Origin of the sequence: Aquimarina litoralis (assembly GCF_019295435.1) — a bacterium.
GTDB lineage: Bacteria > Bacteroidota > Bacteroidia > Flavobacteriales > Flavobacteriaceae > Aquimarina > Aquimarina litoralis_A.
The window spans coordinates 16,322-36,384 of sequence record NZ_WEKL01000043.1; the positions used below are offsets into that span (position 1 = coordinate 16,322).

24 protein-coding genes are annotated in these 20,063 nt (G+C 32.6%); 15 read left to right on the forward strand and 9 right to left on the reverse strand.

Translation table 11 applies throughout. The annotated features are described in order from the left end of the window. Nucleotides 1-66: 66 nt before the first annotated feature. The gene (locus tag GBO31_RS18460) at nucleotides 67-948 is read right to left on the reverse strand and encodes a DUF6252 family protein (protein WP_219009944.1); all 882 of its coding nucleotides are present in this window, start codon (nucleotides 946-948) and stop codon (nucleotides 67-69) included. A 363-nt stretch (nucleotides 949-1,311) separates the two neighbouring features. Here GBO31_RS18460 and GBO31_RS18465 point away from each other — a divergent pair, with 363 nt between their 5' ends. The 3 genes from GBO31_RS18465 to GBO31_RS18475 are packed head-to-tail and all read left to right on the forward strand — an operon-like array spanning nucleotide 1,312 to nucleotide 3,102. Then, the gene (locus GBO31_RS18465) at nucleotides 1,312-1,845 is read left to right on the forward strand and encodes a 30S ribosomal protein S16 (protein ID WP_219009945.1); all 534 of its coding nucleotides are present in this window, start codon (nucleotides 1,312-1,314) and stop codon (nucleotides 1,843-1,845) included. A 14-nt stretch (nucleotides 1,846-1,859) separates the two neighbouring features. Further along, nucleotides 1,860-2,384 (forward strand): ribosome maturation factor RimM, encoded by a 525-nt coding sequence (rimM, locus tag GBO31_RS18470; RefSeq protein WP_219009946.1) that lies wholly within the window; start codon nucleotides 1,860-1,862, stop codon nucleotides 2,382-2,384. 4 nt (nucleotides 2,385-2,388) lie between these two features. Continuing rightward, nucleotides 2,389-3,102, forward strand: a complete 714-nt coding sequence (locus GBO31_RS18475; RefSeq protein ID WP_219009947.1) for a tRNA1(Val) (adenine(37)-N6)-methyltransferase — start codon at nucleotides 2,389-2,391, stop codon at nucleotides 3,100-3,102. A gap of 102 nt (nucleotides 3,103-3,204) precedes the next feature. On the opposite strand, the gene GBO31_RS18480 is transcribed toward GBO31_RS18475, so the two are convergent. Beyond that, nucleotides 3,205-3,516 (reverse strand): hypothetical protein, encoded by a 312-nt coding sequence (locus GBO31_RS18480; protein WP_219009948.1) that lies wholly within the window; start codon nucleotides 3,514-3,516, stop codon nucleotides 3,205-3,207. A 436-nt stretch (nucleotides 3,517-3,952) separates the two neighbouring features. On the opposite strand from GBO31_RS18480, the gene GBO31_RS18485 reads away from it, so the two are divergent. Beyond that, entirely contained in the window at nucleotides 3,953-5,131 is a 1,179-nt protein-coding gene (locus GBO31_RS18485; protein ID WP_219009949.1) for an acyl-CoA dehydrogenase family protein, read from the forward strand. Between the two features lie 62 nt (nucleotides 5,132-5,193). Here GBO31_RS18485 and GBO31_RS18490 read toward each other — a convergent pair whose 3' ends face one another. Further along, nucleotides 5,194-6,579 (reverse strand): pyridoxal phosphate-dependent decarboxylase family protein, encoded by a 1,386-nt coding sequence (locus tag GBO31_RS18490; RefSeq protein WP_219009950.1) that lies wholly within the window; start codon nucleotides 6,577-6,579, stop codon nucleotides 5,194-5,196. Between the two features lie 16 nt (nucleotides 6,580-6,595). Continuing rightward, nucleotides 6,596-7,231 (reverse strand): LysE family translocator, encoded by a 636-nt coding sequence (locus tag GBO31_RS18495; RefSeq protein ID WP_219009951.1) that lies wholly within the window; start codon nucleotides 7,229-7,231, stop codon nucleotides 6,596-6,598. 154 nt (nucleotides 7,232-7,385) lie between these two features. Between GBO31_RS18495 and GBO31_RS27325 the strand changes: the two genes are divergently transcribed. The 5 genes from GBO31_RS27325 to GBO31_RS18520 all read left to right on the forward strand — a co-directional run bounded on the left by GBO31_RS27325 (nucleotide 7,386) and on the right by GBO31_RS18520 (nucleotide 11,169). Then, a complete protein-coding gene (locus GBO31_RS27325) occupies nucleotides 7,386-7,808 on the forward strand; it encodes an Lrp/AsnC family transcriptional regulator (protein ID WP_219009952.1) in 423 nt (140 codons plus the stop codon). A 58-nt stretch (nucleotides 7,809-7,866) separates the two neighbouring features. Then, a complete protein-coding gene (locus GBO31_RS18505) occupies nucleotides 7,867-8,544 on the forward strand; it encodes a glycerophosphodiester phosphodiesterase (RefSeq protein WP_219009953.1) in 678 nt (225 codons plus the stop codon). Continuing rightward, nucleotides 8,544-9,755 carry an NAD(P)/FAD-dependent oxidoreductase gene (locus GBO31_RS18510; RefSeq protein WP_219009954.1) on the forward strand — a complete coding sequence of 404 codons (1,212 nt, stop codon included), beginning with the start codon at nucleotides 8,544-8,546 and terminating at the stop codon, nucleotides 9,753-9,755. Before GBO31_RS18505 ends, GBO31_RS18510 begins: the two co-directional genes overlap by 1 nt. Further along, a complete protein-coding gene (locus GBO31_RS18515) occupies nucleotides 9,755-10,312 on the forward strand; it encodes a DUF1697 domain-containing protein (RefSeq protein ID WP_219009955.1) in 558 nt (185 codons plus the stop codon). The genes GBO31_RS18510 and GBO31_RS18515 overlap by 1 nt, the downstream gene beginning before the upstream one ends. Before the next feature lie 74 nt (nucleotides 10,313-10,386). Further along, on the forward strand, nucleotides 10,387-11,169 hold the full coding sequence (locus GBO31_RS18520) for a hypothetical protein (protein ID WP_219009956.1): 783 nt from the start codon (nucleotides 10,387-10,389) through the stop codon (nucleotides 11,167-11,169). A 72-nt stretch (nucleotides 11,170-11,241) separates the two neighbouring features. Here the strand turns inward: GBO31_RS18520 and GBO31_RS18525 are convergent, their stop codons facing one another. Continuing rightward, the gene (locus tag GBO31_RS18525; protein ID WP_219009957.1) at nucleotides 11,242-11,799 is read right to left on the reverse strand and encodes a TetR/AcrR family transcriptional regulator; all 558 of its coding nucleotides are present in this window, start codon (nucleotides 11,797-11,799) and stop codon (nucleotides 11,242-11,244) included. A gap of 27 nt (nucleotides 11,800-11,826) precedes the next feature. Further along, nucleotides 11,827-12,300 (reverse strand): TspO/MBR family protein, encoded by a 474-nt coding sequence (locus GBO31_RS18530; RefSeq protein WP_219009958.1) that lies wholly within the window; start codon nucleotides 12,298-12,300, stop codon nucleotides 11,827-11,829. A gap of 101 nt (nucleotides 12,301-12,401) precedes the next feature. Between GBO31_RS18530 and GBO31_RS18535 the strand changes: the two genes are divergently transcribed. The 3 genes from GBO31_RS18535 to GBO31_RS18545 are packed head-to-tail and all read left to right on the forward strand — an operon-like array spanning nucleotide 12,402 to nucleotide 15,395. After that, nucleotides 12,402-13,487, forward strand: coding sequence for a diphosphomevalonate/mevalonate 3,5-bisphosphate decarboxylase family protein (locus GBO31_RS18535; RefSeq protein ID WP_219009959.1), 1,086 nt, complete (start codon nucleotides 12,402-12,404; stop codon nucleotides 13,485-13,487). Nucleotides 13,488-13,534: 47 nt separating this feature from the next. Beyond that, the gene (locus GBO31_RS18540; RefSeq protein ID WP_219009960.1) at nucleotides 13,535-14,470 is read left to right on the forward strand and encodes a mevalonate kinase family protein; all 936 of its coding nucleotides are present in this window, start codon (nucleotides 13,535-13,537) and stop codon (nucleotides 14,468-14,470) included. Between the two features lie 16 nt (nucleotides 14,471-14,486). Further along, a complete protein-coding gene (locus GBO31_RS18545; protein ID WP_219009961.1) occupies nucleotides 14,487-15,395 on the forward strand; it encodes a geranylgeranylglycerol-phosphate geranylgeranyltransferase in 909 nt (302 codons plus the stop codon). A 74-nt stretch (nucleotides 15,396-15,469) separates the two neighbouring features. Here the strand turns inward: GBO31_RS18545 and GBO31_RS18550 are convergent, their stop codons facing one another. Further along, complete coding sequence (locus tag GBO31_RS18550; protein WP_219009962.1) at nucleotides 15,470-15,814, reverse strand: hypothetical protein; 345 nt, start codon at nucleotides 15,812-15,814, stop codon at nucleotides 15,470-15,472. 444 nt (nucleotides 15,815-16,258) lie between these two features. On the opposite strand from GBO31_RS18550, the gene GBO31_RS18555 reads away from it, so the two are divergent. Genes GBO31_RS18555 through GBO31_RS18565 form a run of 3 tightly spaced genes read left to right on the forward strand, consistent with a single transcriptional unit; the run spans nucleotide 16,259 to nucleotide 18,873 of the window. After that, nucleotides 16,259-17,215, forward strand: coding sequence for a carbon-nitrogen hydrolase family protein (locus GBO31_RS18555; protein WP_219009963.1), 957 nt, complete (start codon nucleotides 16,259-16,261; stop codon nucleotides 17,213-17,215). Nucleotides 17,216-17,266: 51 nt separating this feature from the next. Then, nucleotides 17,267-18,106: a pseudouridine synthase gene (locus tag GBO31_RS18560; protein WP_219009964.1), complete on the forward strand. Its 840-nt coding sequence runs from the start codon at nucleotides 17,267-17,269 to the stop codon at nucleotides 18,104-18,106. A 32-nt stretch (nucleotides 18,107-18,138) separates the two neighbouring features. After that, nucleotides 18,139-18,873, forward strand: coding sequence for a protein phosphatase 2C domain-containing protein (locus GBO31_RS18565; protein WP_219009965.1), 735 nt, complete (start codon nucleotides 18,139-18,141; stop codon nucleotides 18,871-18,873). Nucleotide 18,874: 1 nt separating this feature from the next. Here the strand turns inward: GBO31_RS18565 and GBO31_RS18570 are convergent, their stop codons facing one another. After that, nucleotides 18,875-19,702, reverse strand: coding sequence for an alpha/beta hydrolase (locus GBO31_RS18570; RefSeq protein WP_219009966.1), 828 nt, complete (start codon nucleotides 19,700-19,702; stop codon nucleotides 18,875-18,877). A 9-nt stretch (nucleotides 19,703-19,711) separates the two neighbouring features. Then, nucleotides 19,712-20,005, reverse strand: a complete 294-nt coding sequence (locus GBO31_RS18575; RefSeq protein WP_219009967.1) for a hypothetical protein — start codon at nucleotides 20,003-20,005, stop codon at nucleotides 19,712-19,714. Nucleotides 20,006-20,063: the final 58 nt, after the last annotated feature.

Consider the following 20,063-nt stretch of genomic DNA (forward strand, 5'->3'; position numbering starts at 1 on the left):
TAAAAAGTAAAAAGCGTTCACTACATTGTGTTAGTGAACGCTTTTCGAACTATAGTTGAGTTGCAATTAATATCCGTATTCAAATCTTCCTTCAGTAACTTCAACACCTGTTGTTGTGGTGAATTCGAAACTTCCACTAATGCATTTGGTGTCTGTGTCATGAGATGTTATTGTAAGTCTTCCAGAAACTGCTGAAGCCTTATCATTATATAGACTGTAGGTTGCACTAAAATCTCCTGAACCTGTTAAAGAATGCTCACCTACTTGAACACTAATAGGGAATACTATGGTGATTTCTTCATCTTCATTGCTAGCTTTTATTAATATAGAAGGATTGTTAACTCCAAACGGGATAGCGTCATGATCGTCAGTAATCATTTCATTACCATTAATCATCGCGGTAAGAGAAGCGTTTAATAAACAAGGATTAATTTCTTCCTGCTCTTCTTCTTCAGAAGTGATAATAATTTCTTCTTCTTCTGGTTCTTCTACCTCTGGAACAAAATTTTCTATTGGAAGTCTGTAGAACCATCCATTCTGAAAACTCATTGATTTTCCATTATTTCCCTTTAAATCCTGAAAATAGAAATTACCAGACACTAAATTATCTTGAATTTCTGTAATCACAATCTGTCCATTACTTACACCATCTTCAGAAATATATTTTGTGTTATCACTTTCGAAACTTACTTTATTGATTGCTTGAGCTTCCAGACGATAAGTTCCTGCTTCTGTAGATGAAGTGGTAAAACTAATAGATTCTGAGCCGGAATCTCCAACAATAACTAAAGTTCCATCATCGTGGATAATGGCTTTTCTAATATCAGGTCTGAACAATTTGCCATCAACAGTGGCTTGTAATCCGGGTGAGTTAACTTCAATGTCAGTTGTACACGAAGTAATTATAAGGCAGAAAACTGCCAATAACAGGGTAATATTTTTATTCATGACGATGGGGCTTTAAAGATTTGATTACGGCATTACCATGATCAAATATTCTATGCAAACATAAGATTAAAATTCCAAGAAAGCAATTTTTTGAATCAAAAAATCACATTTTTATACGATTAATAACAAAATAATATCGACGAAATACACAAAAAGTCAAATTATATTATAATAAAGTAAGTAATTACGTTTTTATTGAAAAGTGATTTTTTCCCGTAAATAATAAGTAGAGAGCTCTTTTGGTATAAGATTACTTTTAAAATATTTTTTTTAAGAGGAATAAGTGTCATGCTAATTTGCTAAAAATGATTACATTTGCGCACTTAATTATAAACAGGGTCGAGTACCCAAAAATTAATTTATATGCCTGTTAAAATTAGATTACAGAGACACGGTAAAAAAGGGAAGCCTTTTTACTGGATCGTAGCAGCAGATGCTAGAGCAAAAAGAGATGGTAGATTTTTAGAAAAAATCGGTACGTACAATCCAAACACTAACCCAGCAACAATCGACTTAAATGTAGATGGAGCTGTAAAATGGTTACAAAATGGAGCGCAGCCTACTGATACTGCTAGAGCTATCCTTTCTTATAAAGGAGCAATGCTTAAGAACCACCTTGTAGGAGGTATTAAGAAAGGTGCTTTAACTGAAGAGCAAGCTGAAGAAAAATTCAATGCTTGGGTTCAGGAAAAAGAAGGATCTGTTAGCGCTAAGAAAGATTCTTTAGCAAAAGCAGAAGCTGATGCAAAAGCAAAAGCACTAGCTGCAGAAAAGGAAGTAAACGCTAAGCGTGAAGCTGAAGCAGCAGAAGCTGAAGCTGCTGCAAAAGCGGAAGAAGTAGCTGCTGAGGCTGCAGAAGCAGAAGTAACTGAAGAAGCTAGCAACGAGGAAGAATAGTTGCATTATTGACGATGAAGAAAGAAGATTGCTTCTATCTAGGCAAAATCGTAAGTAAATTTAGTTTTAAGGGTGAGGTATTGATAAAACTTGATACCGATGAACCCGAAAGTTATCAGAAAATGGAATCAGTTTTTGTAAATTATAACAAAAACTTGGTTCCATTTTTTATTGAGAAAAGTTCACTTCATAAAAGTGATTTGCTTAGGGTTAAATTTGAAGATGTGGATTCTGAGGAAGACGCAGATGATTTGATGAAGGCGGAAATATACTTGCCATTAGATTTATTACCCAAGTTAGAAGGTAATAAGTTTTATTTTCACGAAGTAATAGGTTTTAGTGTTGTAGATCATAATTTTGGAGAGGTCGGGACTATTATGCACATAAATGATAGTACCGCTCAAGCTCTTTTTGAAATTGATCGAGATGGTGTTGAAGTCTTAATACCTATGAATGATGAGTTTATTGATAAGGTTGATAGAAAAAAACGAATTGTTTTTGTGAATACTCCAGAAGGATTGATTGATCTTTATTTATAAGAGTATGTCTAAGCCATTTCATTTTAAACAATTTACAGTTCATCAAGATCAGTGTGCCATGAAAATTGGTACTGATGGAGTGCTTCTAGGATCATGGATTCCTATAGAAGAAAATGTAAATTCTATTTTAGATATTGGAGCAGGTACTGGCGTTATAGCATTAATGATGGCTCAACGTTCTAATATTCAAACTATCGATGCAATTGAAATTGATGATCTTGCATATGAACAAGCAGTAGATAATTTTGAAGCTTCTGATTGGGGAGATCGATTATTTTGTTATCATGCTTCTTTCCAGGAGTTTTTTCAGGAAATTGATGACGAATATGATTTGCTCGTCAGTAATCCTCCTTTTTATAAAGAAGATTATAAATCTTCAAATTCTAGTAGAGATTTAGCTAGATTTGAAGATGCATTGCCTTTTGAACATTTATTCATAGGGGTTTCTCATTTACTTTCGGAACAGGGTAAGTTTGGAGTGATTTTACCATTCAAAGAAGAAGAGGAAACTATAAGAATTGCTAGTAAAGTTGGATTAAATCCACAAAAAATAACCAGAGTTAAAGGGAATCCTGCTTCAGAAATAAAGAGAAGTATGATGTTATTTGGTTTTCAAAAGATGGAAGTCCAAACCTCTGAACTGATTATAGAAAATGGAAGGCATCAATATACTGATGATTATATAGAGCTAACTAAAGATTTTTATCTAAAAATGTAAAAAAGAGGAGCTCAAATAACTCCTCTTTTTCCAAATTCAATCACTCTACGTAGTTTAACTTATATTACTATAAGTAAACAATCTTAAATATTTTTAATATTATTAGCTTTTGCCGATCCAATTTCCTTCAGCATCACAAAGTACTTCCACAGTTTCACCGTCTTCTTTAGTAAGTTCTAATTTAAACTCAGAAGCGTCTTCTTTTGCTGCAGCTTTATTGATAGTTGCTCCAGCAAAATCCTTAGCTACCGCATCTAATATTGGTTGAGGTAAATTTTCAACAGCTACTTCAATATATTTTTCTTGAGTAGTAATCTCAATAGCATCATCTGATGAAGTCACTTGTGCAGTGATGTTATTAGTTCCTAATAAAAGTCCAAAAGCTACTACTGGTAATACAAATAAATTTCTCATCTTGATTTCAGGTTTTAATTATTTTTATTTTGATACTTAATTAATTGGAAGAATTATGCCAGAGGATTTAGATGGTTATATTTTAATTTAATTATTTGTAAATCAATATTTTAAATAAAATATTAATATTGTTAAGAGTATCCAAAATGTGTAGAAATCAGATCTAAAATGCGGAAATTAACCACAAATTTGAGTTTGAAACTAGGTAGACAAATATTGTATGATCGCCTTTCAGTACTTATGTTATTTGCAGTAAGTTTGATTATAGGGGTATAAAAGGATTCGTTTAAAAAATCAAAAACAGATTTATTGTGAAGAATAATAATAGATTTGACATTTTTTAATGCAAAAAGAAATAATCTGAGATCTTTCTTGATTATTTTATAATTAATCTCACTATTTTTGAATATATCATAAAAAATAATCCGTTTACGCTATGAAACCTGATCTTTTTGAAGCACCAGATTACTACAATTTAGATGAACTTTTGACAGATGAACATAAGTTAGTACGTGACGCTGCTCGTAGTTGGGTAAAGAGAGATGTGTCTCCAATTATAGAAGAGTATGCACAACGTGCTGAGTTTCCTAACCAAATTATCAAAGGATTAGCAGAGATTGGTGCTTTTGGTCCTTATATTCCAGAACAATATGGAGGCGCAGGGTTGGACCAAATAAGTTATGGTTTAATTATGCAGGAAATAGAAAGAGGAGATTCTGGTGTTCGATCTACTGCTTCGGTTCAATCTTCTTTAGTAATGTACCCTATATGGAAATATGGAACGGAAGAGCAAAGGAATAAATACTTACCAAAGTTAGCATCTGGTGAATTTATGGGATGTTTCGGACTTACAGAACCGGATCATGGATCTAATCCTGGAGGAATGACTACTAATTTCAAAGATAAAGGAGATCATTACTTATTAAATGGAGCAAAACTATGGATATCAAATGCCCCTTTTGCAGATATTGCTGTAGTTTGGGCAAAGAATGAGGAAGGAAGAATCCATGGATTGGTGGTTGAAAGAGGTATGGAAGGGTTTTCTACACCAGAAACTCATAATAAGTGGTCTTTGCGCGCTTCAGCTACTGGAGAACTTATATTCGATAATGTGAAAGTTCCTAAGGAAAATCTATTGCCAGGTAAAAGTGGTTTAGGAGCACCACTTAGCTGTTTAGATTCTGCTCGTTTTGGTATTGCTTGGGGAGCTATCGGAGCTGCTATGGATTGTTATGACACTGCACTTCGTTATTCAAAAGAAAGAATTCAATTCGATAAACCAATCGGAGGAACTCAGTTACAACAGAAGAAATTAGCTGAGATGATCACTGAGATTACCAAAGCACAATTACTTGCTTGGCGATTAGGAGTCTTAAGAGAAGAAGGAAAAGCTACTTCTGCTCAGATATCTATGGCAAAACGTAATAATGTAGATATGGCAATAAAGATTGCTAGAGAAGCGAGACAAATTCTGGGTGGAATGGGAATTACAGGAGAGTATAGTATTATGAGGCATATGATGAATTTAGAAAGTGTGATTACTTATGAAGGTACCCACGATATTCATTTGCTCATTACAGGAATGGATATCACAGGGATTCCAGCTTTTAAATAAAGTGATTTAAAGGGAAAGTAAAATTATATCGAGAAGCATACATACTCTGAGTTTTTAGGAACTCAATAAAGGCTGTTTTTAGCTTCAGTAAATATGCTTATCGTTTTGTTAATATCTTCTTTTGTTGTCATCCATGAACAGATGCTGATACGAATAGCGGATTTTCCTTGCCAATTTGATCCACCACACCAGCATTGTGATGAACTTTGAATTGTGTTTAAAACAAAATTTGTTTGTTGATCATTTTCACAAGCTATCAAAACTTGATTAAATACTACTTCATTGAGAATGATAAAACCGCTTTCTGATAATCCTTCTGCTAGTTGTTTGGCTCTAGTGTGAAATTCTGTAATCATAGTGTTCATGCCTTCTTTTCCTAGATATTTCATGGTAGCCCATAATTCTATAGCTCTAGAACGCTTTGATAATTCTGGTGTGTATAGCAAAGGGTCTCTTTGTTCGCTATATGTAATATATTCACCGGATGCTTGTAATGCAGATATTAGCGCTTCAGCATCTTTACAAAGAATAATTCCTGAGTCATAAGGAGTATTTAAAGTTTTATGACCATCAACCGCCCAAGAAGATGCTTTTTCAATTCCTTTTGTAAGATAAGAAAGAGATTTAGAAGCTGCAGCCCACAATCCGAATGCTCCATCTATATGTACCCATGCTCCTGCTTTGTTAGCCTGACTGCATATGGCATCAAAATCATCAAAACTTCCAGTATTGACGTTGCCAGCCTGTAAAATCAATAAAGATCTATGATCTAATTCAGGAAGTCTGTCAAGCCTTAATTTTCCATGAGTATCTGAAGGAATCCAATGGATGTTTTCAATGCCAAAACCAAGCATTGCCAATGTTTTTTTAATACTGGCATGCACTTGCTCATGAGCGAAAATTTTAATTTCCGGAGCACCATTTATCCCTTTTACGTTAATATCCCATCCAAGATTTTTAAATAATCTGAATCTGGCTGCGACCAATCCTGAAAGATTTGCCATAGATGTTCCACTAACAAAACCAGCAACTGTTTCCATAGGTAAATTAAAAACAGTTTTTAGCCATTGCTCACAAACTTGCTCTAACTTAGAGTTTATGGGAGATGTTAAGTATAGTCCGCCACATTGATCCCAAACATCTGATAACCATTTTACTCCCAAAGCTACCGGAACAGCACCTCCATTTACAAAACCAAAATATCTTCCTCCTAACTGTGCAATGGTAGCTTTAGAGCCAAATTCATGTAACTGATCAATGATTTCTTCAGCTGAACTTGATTTGTCGCTTAACGGTTCATCAAATGTTTTTAATCGTTCAATATTTTCTTTAGAAGGAAAGACATCCATATGTTCAATACCATCTATATACTCATAAGCAAAAGAACGGGCTTGGTCGAATATCTTTTTCTTAGATAATTCTGTTCGCATTTGTTGCTGAATACTCATAATTTAATTTTGTTAATTATTGTTTGGAGAAAGCTAACTTAATACCTAAAGCTATAAAAGTAACTCCGGTAAATTTATCTAACCAGTTTTTTATTTTGTAGTTTCTACGTATCCGGTCTGATAATTTAGCAGCAAAAAAAGCAAGAAAAAGACACCATGTAGTTCCAGTGGTTACAAAGGTTAAACCTAGTATGATAAAAGGGATGTGATTTTCTGTGGCTTCAGGACTAATAAACTGTGGTAGAAAAGCAAGGAAAAACAAGGCTACTTTGGGATTCAAAATATTAGTCAATATTCCAGAAAAATAAATTTTAAGGGAACTTATATGATCWTCAGTATTCTTGTCTACTTCAAAACTTTGAGCTGTTTTGGATCTTACTAATTGAATACCTAAGTATATTAAATATATGGCTCCAGCATATTTTATGATTTGAAAAGCCAATGCAGATTTTGCCAAAAGTACCGATAAGCCTAGAGCAGTTGCTAAACAATGTACTAAAGCACCTGTTGCAATCCCTAAGGCGGATAAAACACCTGACTTTTTCCCCTGGGATATGCTTCTACCTAGAATGTACATAGTGTCAGCTCCTGGAGTTAGGTTTAAAAGAATTCCTGCAATGATAAAGGCTTCAAAGTTGATAATTCCGAACATGTGTAATGATTTTTGTGAAAATGATTTAAAGTAAAAGTAGCTCACTCATACAGTGTAAATTTAGTCTTATCTTCGCAAGTAGATAAATGGATTCGCGGGATATAATATGTGATTTCCCTTGAAAACGTTTTTTTAACTAAAAAAACAATGGATTGTGGTAAAAGACGAATTAGATCATAAGATCCTATGTTATTTAAAGGAAAACTCTAGAGCGTCTTATGCTCAAATAGGAAGAGAAATCGGTTTGTCGGCTTCTGCAGTTGGTGAACGAATACAGCGTTTAGAACAGACAGATGTCATTAAGGGGTATAGAACACTTATAGATCCTAAAAAGATGGGATTTTCTGTTTCTGCATACATTCACATGAGTTTAGAAAGTAAAAATTTTCATTCTTTTGTAGCTACTCTTGATAGTTTTTCAGAGATAGAGCATTGTAGTCGTGTTACTGGCGAAACGTGTTTAATAATGAAGATAAATGTAAAGGATAGTGATCATTTACAAAGGTTTATTGATCGCTTGGCTAAACACGGTAATCCATCTACTCAGGTAATTCTTTCAGATATTATTACAGCCTGAAAAAGATGAATTAATAGAGATTTTAATATTCTAAATATCATAATTTAAAATTGAACCAATGAAAATATTCGGGCATCGCGGTGCAGCTGGATTAGTTGCGGAAAATACATTAGAATCTATTGAAGAAGCTTTAAGTCATAAAGTAGATGGAATAGAAATAGATGTTCATAGATGTAAATCAGGAGAGCTTGTGGTAATCCACGATGAAACCTTACAAAGAACAACCAACGGGTTTGGTAAAGTATCTGAATTTACACTTCAGCAATTAAATACATATAGAACTAAAGAAGGTTTTCAAATTCCAACATTAGATCAAGTACTCAATTTGGTAGATACAAAGTGTGATCTTAATATTGAACTAAAAGGTATCGGAACGGCTATACCAGTCATTGAATTATTAGAAAGTAAGATCAAAAATTCAGAATGGAATTACGATCATTTTATACTATCTAGTTTTGATCATTCGCAATTGTTTCAGGTGAAATTAGCGACAAATAAATTTAAGCTGGGAGTTTTGACGGAGAAAAATATAGCATCTGTATTGAAAGTAGCTGAAAGTTTAGGAGCTTATGCTATTCATCCGCCAGTACGCTCATTAGAAAAAAAAGAAGTAATTGCTGCAAAGGATAAAGGCTATGAGGTGAATGTTTGGACTGTTAATGATCCTGTAGATATTAAATCTTCAAAAAAACTTAAGATAGATACTATCATAACAGATTTTCCAAATTTAGTTTAATGCAATATGATCTGATAATAATTGGTGGTGGCGCGGCTGGATTTTTTACAGCAATAAACGTGGCAGAAAACGATCCAAACCTGAATATAGCAATTCTGGAAAGAGGAAAAGAAGTGCTTTCTAAAGTTAGAATATCAGGAGGAGGAAGATGTAATGTGACGCATGCCGAGTTTGTACCTAATCTTTTAAGTAAAAATTATCCAAGGGGAGAGAAAGAACTATTGGGGCCTTTTCATACATTTATGACTGGTGATACAATGGAATGGTTTGACAAACACGGCGTATCATTAAAAATAGAAGATGATGGACGTATTTTTCCAACTTCAGATTCTTCTGAAACGATTATAGATTGCTTTTTATCAGAAGCAAGAAAATTAGGGATTCAAATTCTTAAAAATCATGTAGTGAAGGATTTTTATAATGAAAATGAACATTGGAAAATCAATACAAATCAAGGGGGTTTTGAGAGTAAGAAATTAATGATCGCTACAGGAAGTAATCCTAAAATTTGGGCTAAATTAAAATCGCTTGATATTCAAACAGTAGATGCTGTTCCTTCTTTATTCACTTTTAATATTAAAGATAAGAGAATTAAGGAACTCCCTGGTATTTCAACAAATGCTTCTGTAAAAGTGAAAAATTCCAAGTTGTTTAGTGAAGGTCCTTTGCTAATTACACATTGGGGAATGAGTGGTCCGGCTATTCTCAAGCTTTCAGCGTGGGGTGCTATAGAGTTAAATGCATTCAAGTATAATTTTGAAATTATCGTCAATTGGCTTCAGGATTATTCTACAGAAGATGCTTTAGATATGTTGAAGGTTTTAAAAAGTAAGCATCCAAAACAACAAGTTTATAAGTATGCTCAATTTGAATTACCAAAACGACTTTGGCAAAGTTTAGTGTTAGCTTCAGGAATTGATAATGATACCAGATGGGCAGACACTAATAAGTCTCAGTTATATCAACTATCGGAAGAATTAACCAAAGGTGTTTTTAAAGTGCAAGGTAAAAGTACATTTAAAGATGAATTTATTACCGCTGGAGGAATAGATCTTAGAGAGATTAATTTTAAGACTTTTGAGAGTAAGAATCATAAAAACTTGTATTTAGCTGGTGAAGTGCTAAATATTGATGCCATTACAGGAGGATTTAATTTTCAGAATGCTTGGACCGGCGCTTATATCGCCGCAAAAGCAATTACATCAAAATAATGAATACATACATCGCACTACTTAGAGGAATTAATGTAGGAGGTCATAATAAGATTAAAATGGCAGAGCTGAAGTCAGCACTCCTTTCTGTTGGATTTGAATCTGTAACAACCTATATACAAAGTGGAAATATTATTTTTAAAGACATATCTGAAGATATTGATATGTTAGAAGAAAAAATGCATAAAACAATTCAAGATACGTTTGGATTAGACGTTCCTGTACTGGTTATTCGAGATAGTTTATTACAAGAAATTCTGAATAATAACCCTTTTGCTGAGCGATTAAAAAATAATGAGATCGAAGATAAAAAAATGTACTTTATGCTTTTGTGTAATGCTCCAGATGAGGCAGCAACACTTGAGTTGCATAATCTTTCTTTTGATCCTGAAGAATTTAAAATTACTCCTTATGTAATCTATTTATTTGCAGCAAATGGCTATGGCAAAACAAAGCTTCATAATAATTTTTTCGAACGAAAGTTGAAATGTCAGGCGACCACAAGGAATTTAAAAACATTAAATAAGTTGTTGGAATTAAGCTTGTTAATGGACTAAGTTCTCAGGTTACTTCTCGGAAATTTGTGTAAAATTTCGTATCTTAAAAAGGTTTAACTATTACCTTATATACTATGAAAAAAATTACACTAATACTTATTGTTATTTTTGTTTGTAATAGCTTCAATAGTGCTCATGCAGGAGATATTGAACCTATAAAAAAGCTATTGATGGATTACATAAATAAGATCAATGATCTGGAAAGAGGAGCAAAGAAAAATAGTGTTTTGCTATTATTTGATGAAAAATATAGTGGAAATACGGTTTATGTTAATTTATCAGGTGCCTTGGTACGAAAAGATTATGATAAAAAGAATATTTCTTCTCAATTAGATGATATTATCAATGATGATAATTATAGTTTCAAATTAACTTTAGACAAGATTGTTTTTCAGAATCAGAAAGAAAATGCAGGAATTATCTCGGCTGTTGTTAATTTCGAGTCTTTTATCAATAAAAAGCTGGCAGAAAAGGGAACAATGCTTATGGATATCGTTGGTATAAAAATTAATGAAAGATGGAAAATTGTACAGAACAATATGGTTAGAGTTTCTGAGGCAAAGGATATTGGAGAATGCGTTTGCTACATGTATGGCAATGGAGATACTAAATTTGTTACAGAAGTATATTTTCCTGCTGGATTAGAATATGATCAAAAGCTAGAATCTTTTCAGATTACTAAAAAAGATGGCTTGCGAGTTATCAAGTCACACAGTGATGAGTTTTCATGGAAAGGAAATGGAGGTGTTTTTTATAAAGGAAAGTCAATAGGAAAGACCAAAGATCCAAAGAAAGCGATACAAGTTGCTGTAAAAAAAATGTATAAAGATTCGTGTATAGAAGTTGTATTTAACTAAAACATATCGAAATAATATATCCTGCTTAATCATAAAAGCAGGATATATTATAAAATCTAGGGAATCGTAATTTTATTCTCTTAGAAAACCCTTCCAGGATATTTCTATTGCCTGATTAATATGTTTATCAAGTAGTTTTACCTTCTCATTTTCATGTATTTTTACAATGGATACCACATTTCCAAAAAATAATTCTTCCATTACAAGAGTATTGTAAGACTTAAATATTTTTTGTCGAATCCCTGTTTTGAAATAATTTTCAATCTCTCCGTAATATTGTCTTGCTTTATCTTTTAAAGATTGAGGGATTTCAGGAGATCTAGCTATTTGTTCAGAAAATATGAATGCTAGAGGATTGTTAACGAAATAGTGAAATAAATTAAGCCACATAATCGAAAACTGTTTTTTAATGTCATCTTCAGGGACATTACGCATTACAACAGTTCCGAAATCCTGTGTAAGCATTAAATATAACTCAGTTATTATTTCCTCTTTGTTTTTAAAATGATGATATACGGTTCCATTGGCAACGCCGGATTCTTTAATGATTTGCGAAAGAGAAGTTGCCTGTATTCCTTGTTTGGTGATTAATTCTAAAGTTGTCTGTAAGACGATTGACTTTTTGTTCATAAAAATTTTTGTTCCTTCATTCTTGGTTTAGTTAAGTTGCCATATACTAAAATTTAATGCAGTCGCAAATGCAACCCAAATCAAGTATGGGATAAGTAGGTAAGCGGCCGTTGAGTTTACAACTTTAAACCACTTGATTGTAAACAATAATAGGATAAACAGGGCAAGTATATCCACAAGTGCAATCAATGGATTGCGCATTCCAAAGAAAAAAATGGACCACGCAGCATTGAGTAAAAGTTGAAACCCAAAATGATATAACGCAGTTTTTACCCATTTATGATAAAAACCTCTACTCCAAACAATACCAGCAGCGATTCCCATCAAAATGTACAATACTGTCCATACAGGAGCAAAAAGCCAATTCGGGGGCGTAAATGATGGTTTTTTTAATCCTACATACCAGGTGCTAATGGATGTTTGAGTGGCAATACTGCTTAAAAACCCAATTAAGAGGCATAATGAAACAGCAACGCCAATACGAAGTAATTTTTTCTTCATTTAGAATTAGTTAGTCAATCACTAAAATAACAATTTATTTTTACTAGTTTACCCTTAAAACCGCATATCCGCTTATCTTTGCCAAAATTATTTTTCGCATTATGGGAGATTTTAGTCAGTTTATCACCAAAACACCTTCAACAATACCTGATAAAGGAACTTTTTCCTGCACATCCCCAAGCAATATTGCTTTGGTAAAGTATTGGGGTAAACGGCCTATACAATTACCAGAAAACCCTTCGATTAGTTTTACATTAGACGTTTGCAAAACTGAAACAACCTTACATTTTGAAAAGTTAAACCATCCAACGGATGATTTTCAGTTTGAATTATTTTTTGAAGGCAAACCAAAACCAGATTTTAAACCTAAAATTCAAAGTTTTTTTGAGAGAATAGAAACATATGTTCCTTTTTTAAAACATTTCAAATTTATAATTGAAACAAAGAATACATTTCCTCATAGTAGCGGTATTGCATCATCGGCAAGTGGAATGAGTGCCTTAGCATATTGTTTAATGCACTTAGAAAAAGGGATCAATGGTTCGATGACAGATGAAGAGTTTGTGAATAAAGCTTCTTTTCTTTCTCGATTAGGATCGGGAAGTGCAAGTAGAAGTGTAGAAGGTCCTATCACTGTATGGGGAAATCATAACGAAGTACCTGGAAGTAGCGATGCTTATGCAATAAAGTTTCCCTATTCAATTCATGAAAACTTTACTAATTATCAGGATACGATATTGCTTGTGGACAAAGGTGAAAAACAAGTGAGTAGCTCGGTTGGTCATGACTTGATGCACGGACATCCATTTGCTGCAAAACGTTTCGAACAGGCAAATTCTAATGTTAGTAAACTTAAAAATATTCTGATCTCTGGAGATTTAGATATGTTTATTGAAGTGGTAGAAAGTGAGGCTTTAACATTGCATGCTATGATGATGACTTCGCTACCATATTTTATTTTGATGAAACCTAATACGTTATCAGTCATCCATAAAATTTGGGAGTATAGAAAAGATACTGGATCTAAAATTTGCTTTACCTTGGATGCTGGTGCTAACGTGCATGTATTATATCCGCATTCGGAAAAGGATACTGTGATGGAGTTCATTAAGAGTGAGTTAGTTGTGTATTGTCAGAAAGGACAGTATATTTGCGACAAAATAGGATTAGGTGCTAAATTGTTGTAACTTTATCCTAATTAATTAGACAAATTGGATAAAAGGAAATCAAATTGATGAAAGGACCATTATTTTACTCGAAAATACTTCTATTTGGCGAATATGGAATTATTAAAGATTCTAAAGGCCTTTCTATACCATATAATTTTTATAAGGGTGCTCTAAAAGTTTCAGACAACCCCGATGAACAAGCGATTAAATCCAATAAGAGTTTACAAGGGTTTGCAAGTTATCTGGAAGAAATTCAGAATACGGATGTTGTGACCTTCAATTTAGAAAAATTGAAAGCTGATGTTGCAGCAGGAATGTATTTTGACAGCAGTATTCCACAAGGATACGGAGTTGGTAGTAGCGGAGCTTTAGTAGCTGCAATATATGATAAGTATGCTGAGGATAAAATAACAGTTTTAGAAAACCTTACTCGTGATAAACTGCTGAAGCTGAAAGAAATTTTTGGATTAATGGAGTCCTTTTTTCATGGAAGTAGTTCTGGATTGGATCCGTTAAATAGTTATCTGAGTCTTCCTATACTAATTAATTCCAAAGATAATATCGAACCAGCAGGGATACCTTCTCAGAGTGTTGATCATAAAAAAGGAGCTGTATTCTTATTAGATAGTGGTATTGTTGGTGAAACTGCACCAATGGTAAGTATTTTTATGGAAAATATGAAGCAAGAAGGATTCCGTACGATGCTTAAAAACCAATTTGTCAAGCATACTGATGCTTGTGTAGATGATTTCCTAAAAGGAGATATAAAATCATTATTCTCTAATATCAAACAATTATCAAATGTAGTATTCGATAATTTTAAGCCGATGATTCCTCAACAATTCCATGAATTATGGAAAAATGGTATCGAAACTAATGACTACTATCTTAAATTATGTGGTTCTGGTGGTGGAGGCTATATTTTAGGTTTTACCCAGGATTTAGATAAAGCACAATCTGCACTAAAGGATTATAAATTAGAAGTGGTATATAACTTCTAAAAGCATCTCCATTACGATGTTTTCCAGAAAAAATAAACTCATTCTTCTTAAGCTATTGAGTCTATTTTCTATTGTTAGAGGTTATAATATTCTTATTATTGTTATCGCCCAATACCTTACTTCTATATTTATTTTAGCACCAGATATTCCTCTACGAGAGGTGCTCTTTGATACAGACTTGTTTGTTATTGTGTTAGCCTCTGCAGGAGTTATTGCAGCTGGATATATTATCAATAATTTTTATGACCGAGAAAAGGACTTGATTAATAGGCCTCAAAAAACAATGTTAGATCGTTTGGTAAGTCAGCAAACCAAACTAACTGGATATTTTGTGCTGAATTTTCTTTCGGTTATTTTAGCTAGTTACGTTTCATTTAAAGCTGTATTGTTCTTTTCCTTATACGTATTTGGAATTTGGTTTTATTCTCATAAGCTGAAAAGAAAACCTTTTTTAGGAAATTTTGTAGCATCTACATTATCTATTACTCCTTTTTTTGCAGTATTTATTTACTATAAGAATTTTGATGAGGTCATTTTTGTACATGCTACTTTTTTATTCTTAATGTTAGTAATGAGAGAAGTGGTAAAAGACCTCGGAAACTTAAGAGGGGATATGGCTCAAAATTACAAAACCATTCCTATTATGTATGGGGAGTCTACATCAAAAATATTAATCAGCATTCTTGTATTAGCTTCCTGTGTTCCAATTTATTTATTGCTTACTTCATATGAAATAGGGTTGATGAACCTTTATTTTTACGCATGTTTATTGTTGTTGCTTTTGTTTTTAATTGCACTATGGAAATCAGATAAAAAGACACATTATGTATGGTTGCATAATATCCTGAAATTTATTATTGTTTCAGGTGTATTTAGCATCGTTCTTATTGATGTGAATATGATACTTGATAGATTACTTTGGTAATAATAAAACAGAAAGCAGTTATGTTTTGATTACATAACTGCTTTCATTAGGTGCGCAATATGTTAGTATTTCTACTAAGCTTCTGGATTTAATACTTTTAGTTTTAATTTAAATACTTTGTTGCCGGTTTTATTGATATTATCACCAACTTTTTTATAGTTTAATCTAAATTTAACGTATTCTTCTATTGCTTCTTTTTCAGAATCAACGGTAAGGATTACAATTTCTCCATTTGTGTTTACGATAAATTCAATGTTAGCTTTGATTTCATCAGTGTCCAATTTGATCTCTGGCCTTTTAAGTAAAAGTGCAATTTCACTTCTTAATTTTTGTTCATTAGTTTCCTCAGCTTTTTTGTCGTTTGCAAAAATCTGAGTAGATGTTAAAATAGCTACGGCTAATACAATTAATTTTTTCATTTTTTACGTGTTTTTGGTTTGAGTTTTAAGATATTGTTTGCTTAAACTTTACAGGACAAATTTAGATCTGATAAATAGTTTTTTGTGAGTTTGCATTTTATTAGAATGTATTGTTAGGTTTACCATTATGTAAAAAGAAGTTGGTTTTAACATAAATTGAACTTTGAATAATAAGTACTTTTTATATGTTTACTTTAGAAGTATAAAAGCAGATTGATTTTTTTGATGTTAAATTCTCATACTTGTCAAGTGGAAGAATGCGAATAGTTTAATTTTTCGACAGCTTCTAATGTTAACTTAAGGTTACGTGATGGTTTAGCCGTAAAGTAGGATGTGTTGATTAACTTGTTGAAATACAGTTTTTTGAATGTTAATTATTCGTTAACTAAAATCATAATACTTCTAAAAAAGTATATAAACTAATTTATAAAATCAGGATTCTAGATGAATAATCAATTACTTACTGTTGCCTTAGCACAGATATCACCTATTTGGTTAGATAAAAAAGCAACTATTAAAAAAATAGAAAATTCAGTTATAGAGGCAGCTTCAAAGAATGCGGAGCTTATTGTGTTCGGAGAAACATTACTTCCTGGATATCCTTTTTGGGTTTCGCTTACGGATGGTGCACAGTTTGATAATAAGATTCAAAAAGAAATTCATGCGCATTATGCTCAGAATGCAGTAATTATAGAACAAGGAGATTTGGATTCTATCTGTAAGTTAGCAAGAGAACATTCGCTGGCTATATATCTGGGTATTATAGAGAGGCCTTTAGATAGAGGAGGGCATAGTTTATATGCTTCTTTAGTTTATATAGATCAAAAAGGAGAGATAAAATCAGTACATAGAAAATTACAACCAACATATGAAGAGCGACTTACCTGGTCTCCAGGAGATGGTAATGGACTTCGTGTTCATCCATTAAAGGCATTTACTGTAGGAGGATTAAATTGTTGGGAAAATTGGATGCCTTTGCCAAGAGTCGCATTATACGGACAAGGAGAAAACTTGCATGTAGCTGTTTGGCCAGGAAGTGATTATAATACCAAAGATATTACTCGATTCATCGCTAGAGAATCAAGGTCTTATGTGATTTCGGTTTCTAGTTTAATGCGTAAAGAAGATTTTCCATCAACTACTCCTCATTTAGAAGAGATCTTGAAAAAAGCACCAGACGTATTAGGAAATGGAGGCTCTTGTATTGCTGGCCCTGATGGAGAATGGATATTAGAACCAGTACTTCATAAAGAAGGATTACTTATAGAAACCTTAGATTTTAATCGTGTATTGCAGGAGCGTCAGAATTTTGATCCCGTAGGGCATTACTCCAGACCAGATGTAACTCAGTTAAGTGTAAATAGAGAACGTCAGAGTACTGTTTGGTTGGATGAAGACTAAATATTGTTATTCCTAAAAACGAAACAACTATCTTTGCAAAAAATGTAAGATATGAGTCGTGGAGACAATTCCAAAAAAGGAAGAGGAAGTGGAAAAAAAGGAGGGAAACCTAAAAGAAATTCTTATACGAAAGGTAATGCCTCTGCACGAAATACAAGTAATCGACCAAAGAAGATTTCAGATTCTGATGAAATCAGATTAAATAAGTTTGTTGCTAATTCTGGTGTTTGTTCTAGAAGAGATGCCGATTTATATATACAAACTGGAAGTGTTTGGGTAAATGGTAAGCCTGTAACCGAAATGGGCTACAAAGTAAAGTTAACGGATGAGGTAAAGTTTGATGGTAGATTGATTACTCCTGAAAAAAAGGAATATGTCTTACTTAATAAACCTAAAGGTTTTATTACTACTACTAGCCCTGAAAAAACAAAGACAGTAATGGATTTAGTAGCTAATGCTTCTAAGGCTAGACTAAAACCCGTAGGAAGGTTGGAGCGAAATACGACTGGATTATTACTTTTTACCAACGATGTGGATTTAGAAAAAAAACTTACCCATCACAAAACCGGTGTTCGTAAAATCTTTCATGTAGAATTGGATCGTAATTTGAAGTTTGAAGATTTTCAAAAAATAGAAAAAGGCATCAAACTCCAGGAAGGTTTTATTCAAGTAGACGAAATCTCATATATCGAAGGTGCTTCTAAAAATGAAGTTGGTATACAGTTAATGTCCTCCAAAAATGGAATCGTAACAAAATTATTCGAACATCTAAATTATGGAGTGATAAAACTAGATAGGGTTATTTTTGCCGGATTAACCAAAAAAGATCTCCCAAGAGGTCATTGGAGAATACTTACCGAACAAGAAGTGATTAATTTGAGAATGATGTAATTAAGTTTCTGTATTTTTGTGGAGTTATATATATGAAGATATACTCTACCTTAAAAATTGGGAACTTTCACACCAATTATTGCGAAGATTTTTTAGTAGTCGAGAAAATTAGTTCTGATAAGTTCATAGTTGCTGTGATGGATGGCTGCACTATGGGGAAAGAATCTGTATTTGCTTCCATTCTTATTGGAAAAATCCTTAGAAACATTGCTAAAGAAGAATTTTACAAAGAATTTTTGAATAAAACTTCCAAAAAATTAGCAGTCTTATTACAAGAAATTTTAGAAAAGCTTTTCCTGCAATTAAAAACCACTAAAAATAATTTAGGGTTGGAAACTGAAGAATTATTRTCTACTCTAATTATAGGTGTGGTAGATGAAGATACTTCTAATGGTGAGTTTTTAGCAATTGGTGATGGTTTGATTTACTTTGATGGTGATTTGTTAGAATTCGAACAAAACGATAAACCTGATTATTTGGGATATCATTTACATGAAGATTTTAATACTTGGCACTCATTGCAAGAACAAAGACTATCAATAGTAGGTTTTAAGGATTTATCCATGGCAACTGATGGAATCTTTTCTTTTAAAAATTTTAAAAATCCTAAGAAGCAGCAAACTGAAAAAGAGGTTTTAGATTTTTTATTAAGAGATCAACAAGGTATCGATAGTACCATTTTTTTGGAGAAGAAAGTTCGGGATTTGGAGTCTAAATATGATCAGGTCTTAACAGATGATTTAGCAATTATAAGAGTAGTTTCATAACTCAATATCCAGCCAACAATTCTTGTAACTCATCGTAATACTGTTTCGAAAAATAAATGCCATTATGGCCAGCACCTTTAATAAGTGAGAGTTCAATTTTATTTGGATATAACTTTTGTAATCGTTCAGAATGTTCTTCGGGTTTAATTAAAAAATCTCTAGCCCCATGAAATATGTGAATAGGACATTTTACTTTTTCTAAGAATTTATAAGAAGGAATTTCATAATTAATTAAAGATTGAGGGACAGGAGCTACATTCGCTATAAACTCATTCCAAGCATAATAGGGTGCTTCAAGAATGAGAAGTTTCGGGTTGTTTTTAGAAGCTGCATAGGAAGCAAAACCTGTTCCTAATGAAAAACCTAAAACAATAATATCTTCTTCTTTATAGCGAGTTAAAGCGTAATCATATATTTTTTGAGCATCGTTATATAATTCAGACTCCTCTTCATAAAAACTATCGCTCTTACCGTAACCTCTATAGTCTACAAATAGCACATCAAACTTGTTTTCTGTATACAAATACGCACGTTCTCCCCATTCGTGAATGGCCCCAGCATTTCCATGATAATATAATATCAACCCTTTGCTTACGGAATCTGTTTTAAATAAGAGGGCATTTAAAGTAACATCATCTTCCACATCGATACTAATTTCTTCAAAAGGTCGATCAAAAGAATATGCATAATCTTTTGCTAAAACTTTAGGATTAAAAAAGAAACGTTCTTGTTTTACATACAAGAAAATATATCCAGAAATAATTAATATTGATATAACTGCAAAGGTGCGTAGTAATCTTCTTCCTATTTTTTTGAAATTAATTTTCAAGATGATAACTTATTTTTTTAACACATATAGATCAGATGTTTGCTCTGCAAATAGAACAAAGCCTTCTTCTTTTTGATCATGAAGTCGAATTGTTGAAGTTCCCAATATACCCGAAATTTCATCTTGTAATGAAGAATCAAAATTAATGAAATATACCTGATCATACTGGTGCTCTATTTCAAAATTACCAGCATCTATTTTTTTTGAGTTCTCATAAATAATATACTGGTTTTTGGAAAATGTAATCTGATATTTGCAGTTTAAACGACTTTCATTGTTTTCACAATAATGCTTGGTGGTCATATATTTACACATATCCCAACTGTTAGATAATGACGTAAGTACAGTTTTACTATCTTGA

What these genes read in the sequence shown, in the direction of transcription:
- GBO31_RS18460 (WP_219009944.1), bottom strand. Translation starts at nt 948, where the DNA reads ATGAATAAAAATATTACCCTGTTATTGGCAGTTTTCTGCCTTATAATT.
- GBO31_RS18465 (WP_219009945.1), top strand. Translation starts at nt 1,312, where the DNA reads ATGCCTGTTAAAATTAGATTACAGAGACACGGTAAAAAAGGGAAGCCT.
- rimM (WP_219009946.1), top strand. Translation starts at nt 1,860, where the DNA reads ATGAAGAAAGAAGATTGCTTCTATCTAGGCAAAATCGTAAGTAAATTT.
- GBO31_RS18475 (WP_219009947.1), top strand. Translation starts at nt 2,389, where the DNA reads ATGTCTAAGCCATTTCATTTTAAACAATTTACAGTTCATCAAGATCAG.
- GBO31_RS18480 (WP_219009948.1), bottom strand. Translation starts at nt 3,516, where the DNA reads ATGAGAAATTTATTTGTATTACCAGTAGTAGCTTTTGGACTTTTATTA.
- GBO31_RS18485 (WP_219009949.1), top strand. Translation starts at nt 3,953, where the DNA reads ATGAAACCTGATCTTTTTGAAGCACCAGATTACTACAATTTAGATGAA.
- GBO31_RS18490 (WP_219009950.1), bottom strand. Translation starts at nt 6,579, where the DNA reads ATGAGTATTCAGCAACAAATGCGAACAGAATTATCTAAGAAAAAGATA.
- GBO31_RS18505 (WP_219009953.1), top strand. Translation starts at nt 7,867, where the DNA reads ATGAAAATATTCGGGCATCGCGGTGCAGCTGGATTAGTTGCGGAAAAT.
- GBO31_RS18510 (WP_219009954.1), top strand. Translation starts at nt 8,544, where the DNA reads ATGCAATATGATCTGATAATAATTGGTGGTGGCGCGGCTGGATTTTTT.
- GBO31_RS18515 (WP_219009955.1), top strand. Translation starts at nt 9,755, where the DNA reads ATGAATACATACATCGCACTACTTAGAGGAATTAATGTAGGAGGTCAT.
- GBO31_RS18520 (WP_219009956.1), top strand. Translation starts at nt 10,387, where the DNA reads ATGAAAAAAATTACACTAATACTTATTGTTATTTTTGTTTGTAATAGC.
- GBO31_RS18525 (WP_219009957.1), bottom strand. Translation starts at nt 11,799, where the DNA reads ATGAACAAAAAGTCAATCGTCTTACAGACAACTTTAGAATTAATCACC.
- GBO31_RS18530 (WP_219009958.1), bottom strand. Translation starts at nt 12,300, where the DNA reads ATGAAGAAAAAATTACTTCGTATTGGCGTTGCTGTTTCATTATGCCTC.
- GBO31_RS18535 (WP_219009959.1), top strand. Translation starts at nt 12,402, where the DNA reads ATGGGAGATTTTAGTCAGTTTATCACCAAAACACCTTCAACAATACCT.
- GBO31_RS18540 (WP_219009960.1), top strand. Translation starts at nt 13,535, where the DNA reads ATGAAAGGACCATTATTTTACTCGAAAATACTTCTATTTGGCGAATAT.
- GBO31_RS18545 (WP_219009961.1), top strand. Translation starts at nt 14,487, where the DNA reads ATGTTTTCCAGAAAAAATAAACTCATTCTTCTTAAGCTATTGAGTCTA.
- GBO31_RS18550 (WP_219009962.1), bottom strand. Translation starts at nt 15,814, where the DNA reads ATGAAAAAATTAATTGTATTAGCCGTAGCTATTTTAACATCTACTCAG.
- GBO31_RS18555 (WP_219009963.1), top strand. Translation starts at nt 16,259, where the DNA reads ATGAATAATCAATTACTTACTGTTGCCTTAGCACAGATATCACCTATT.
- GBO31_RS18560 (WP_219009964.1), top strand. Translation starts at nt 17,267, where the DNA reads ATGAGTCGTGGAGACAATTCCAAAAAAGGAAGAGGAAGTGGAAAAAAA.
- GBO31_RS18575 (WP_219009967.1), bottom strand. Translation starts at nt 20,005, where the DNA reads ATGACCACCAAGCATTATTGTGAAAACAATGAAAGTCGTTTAAACTGC.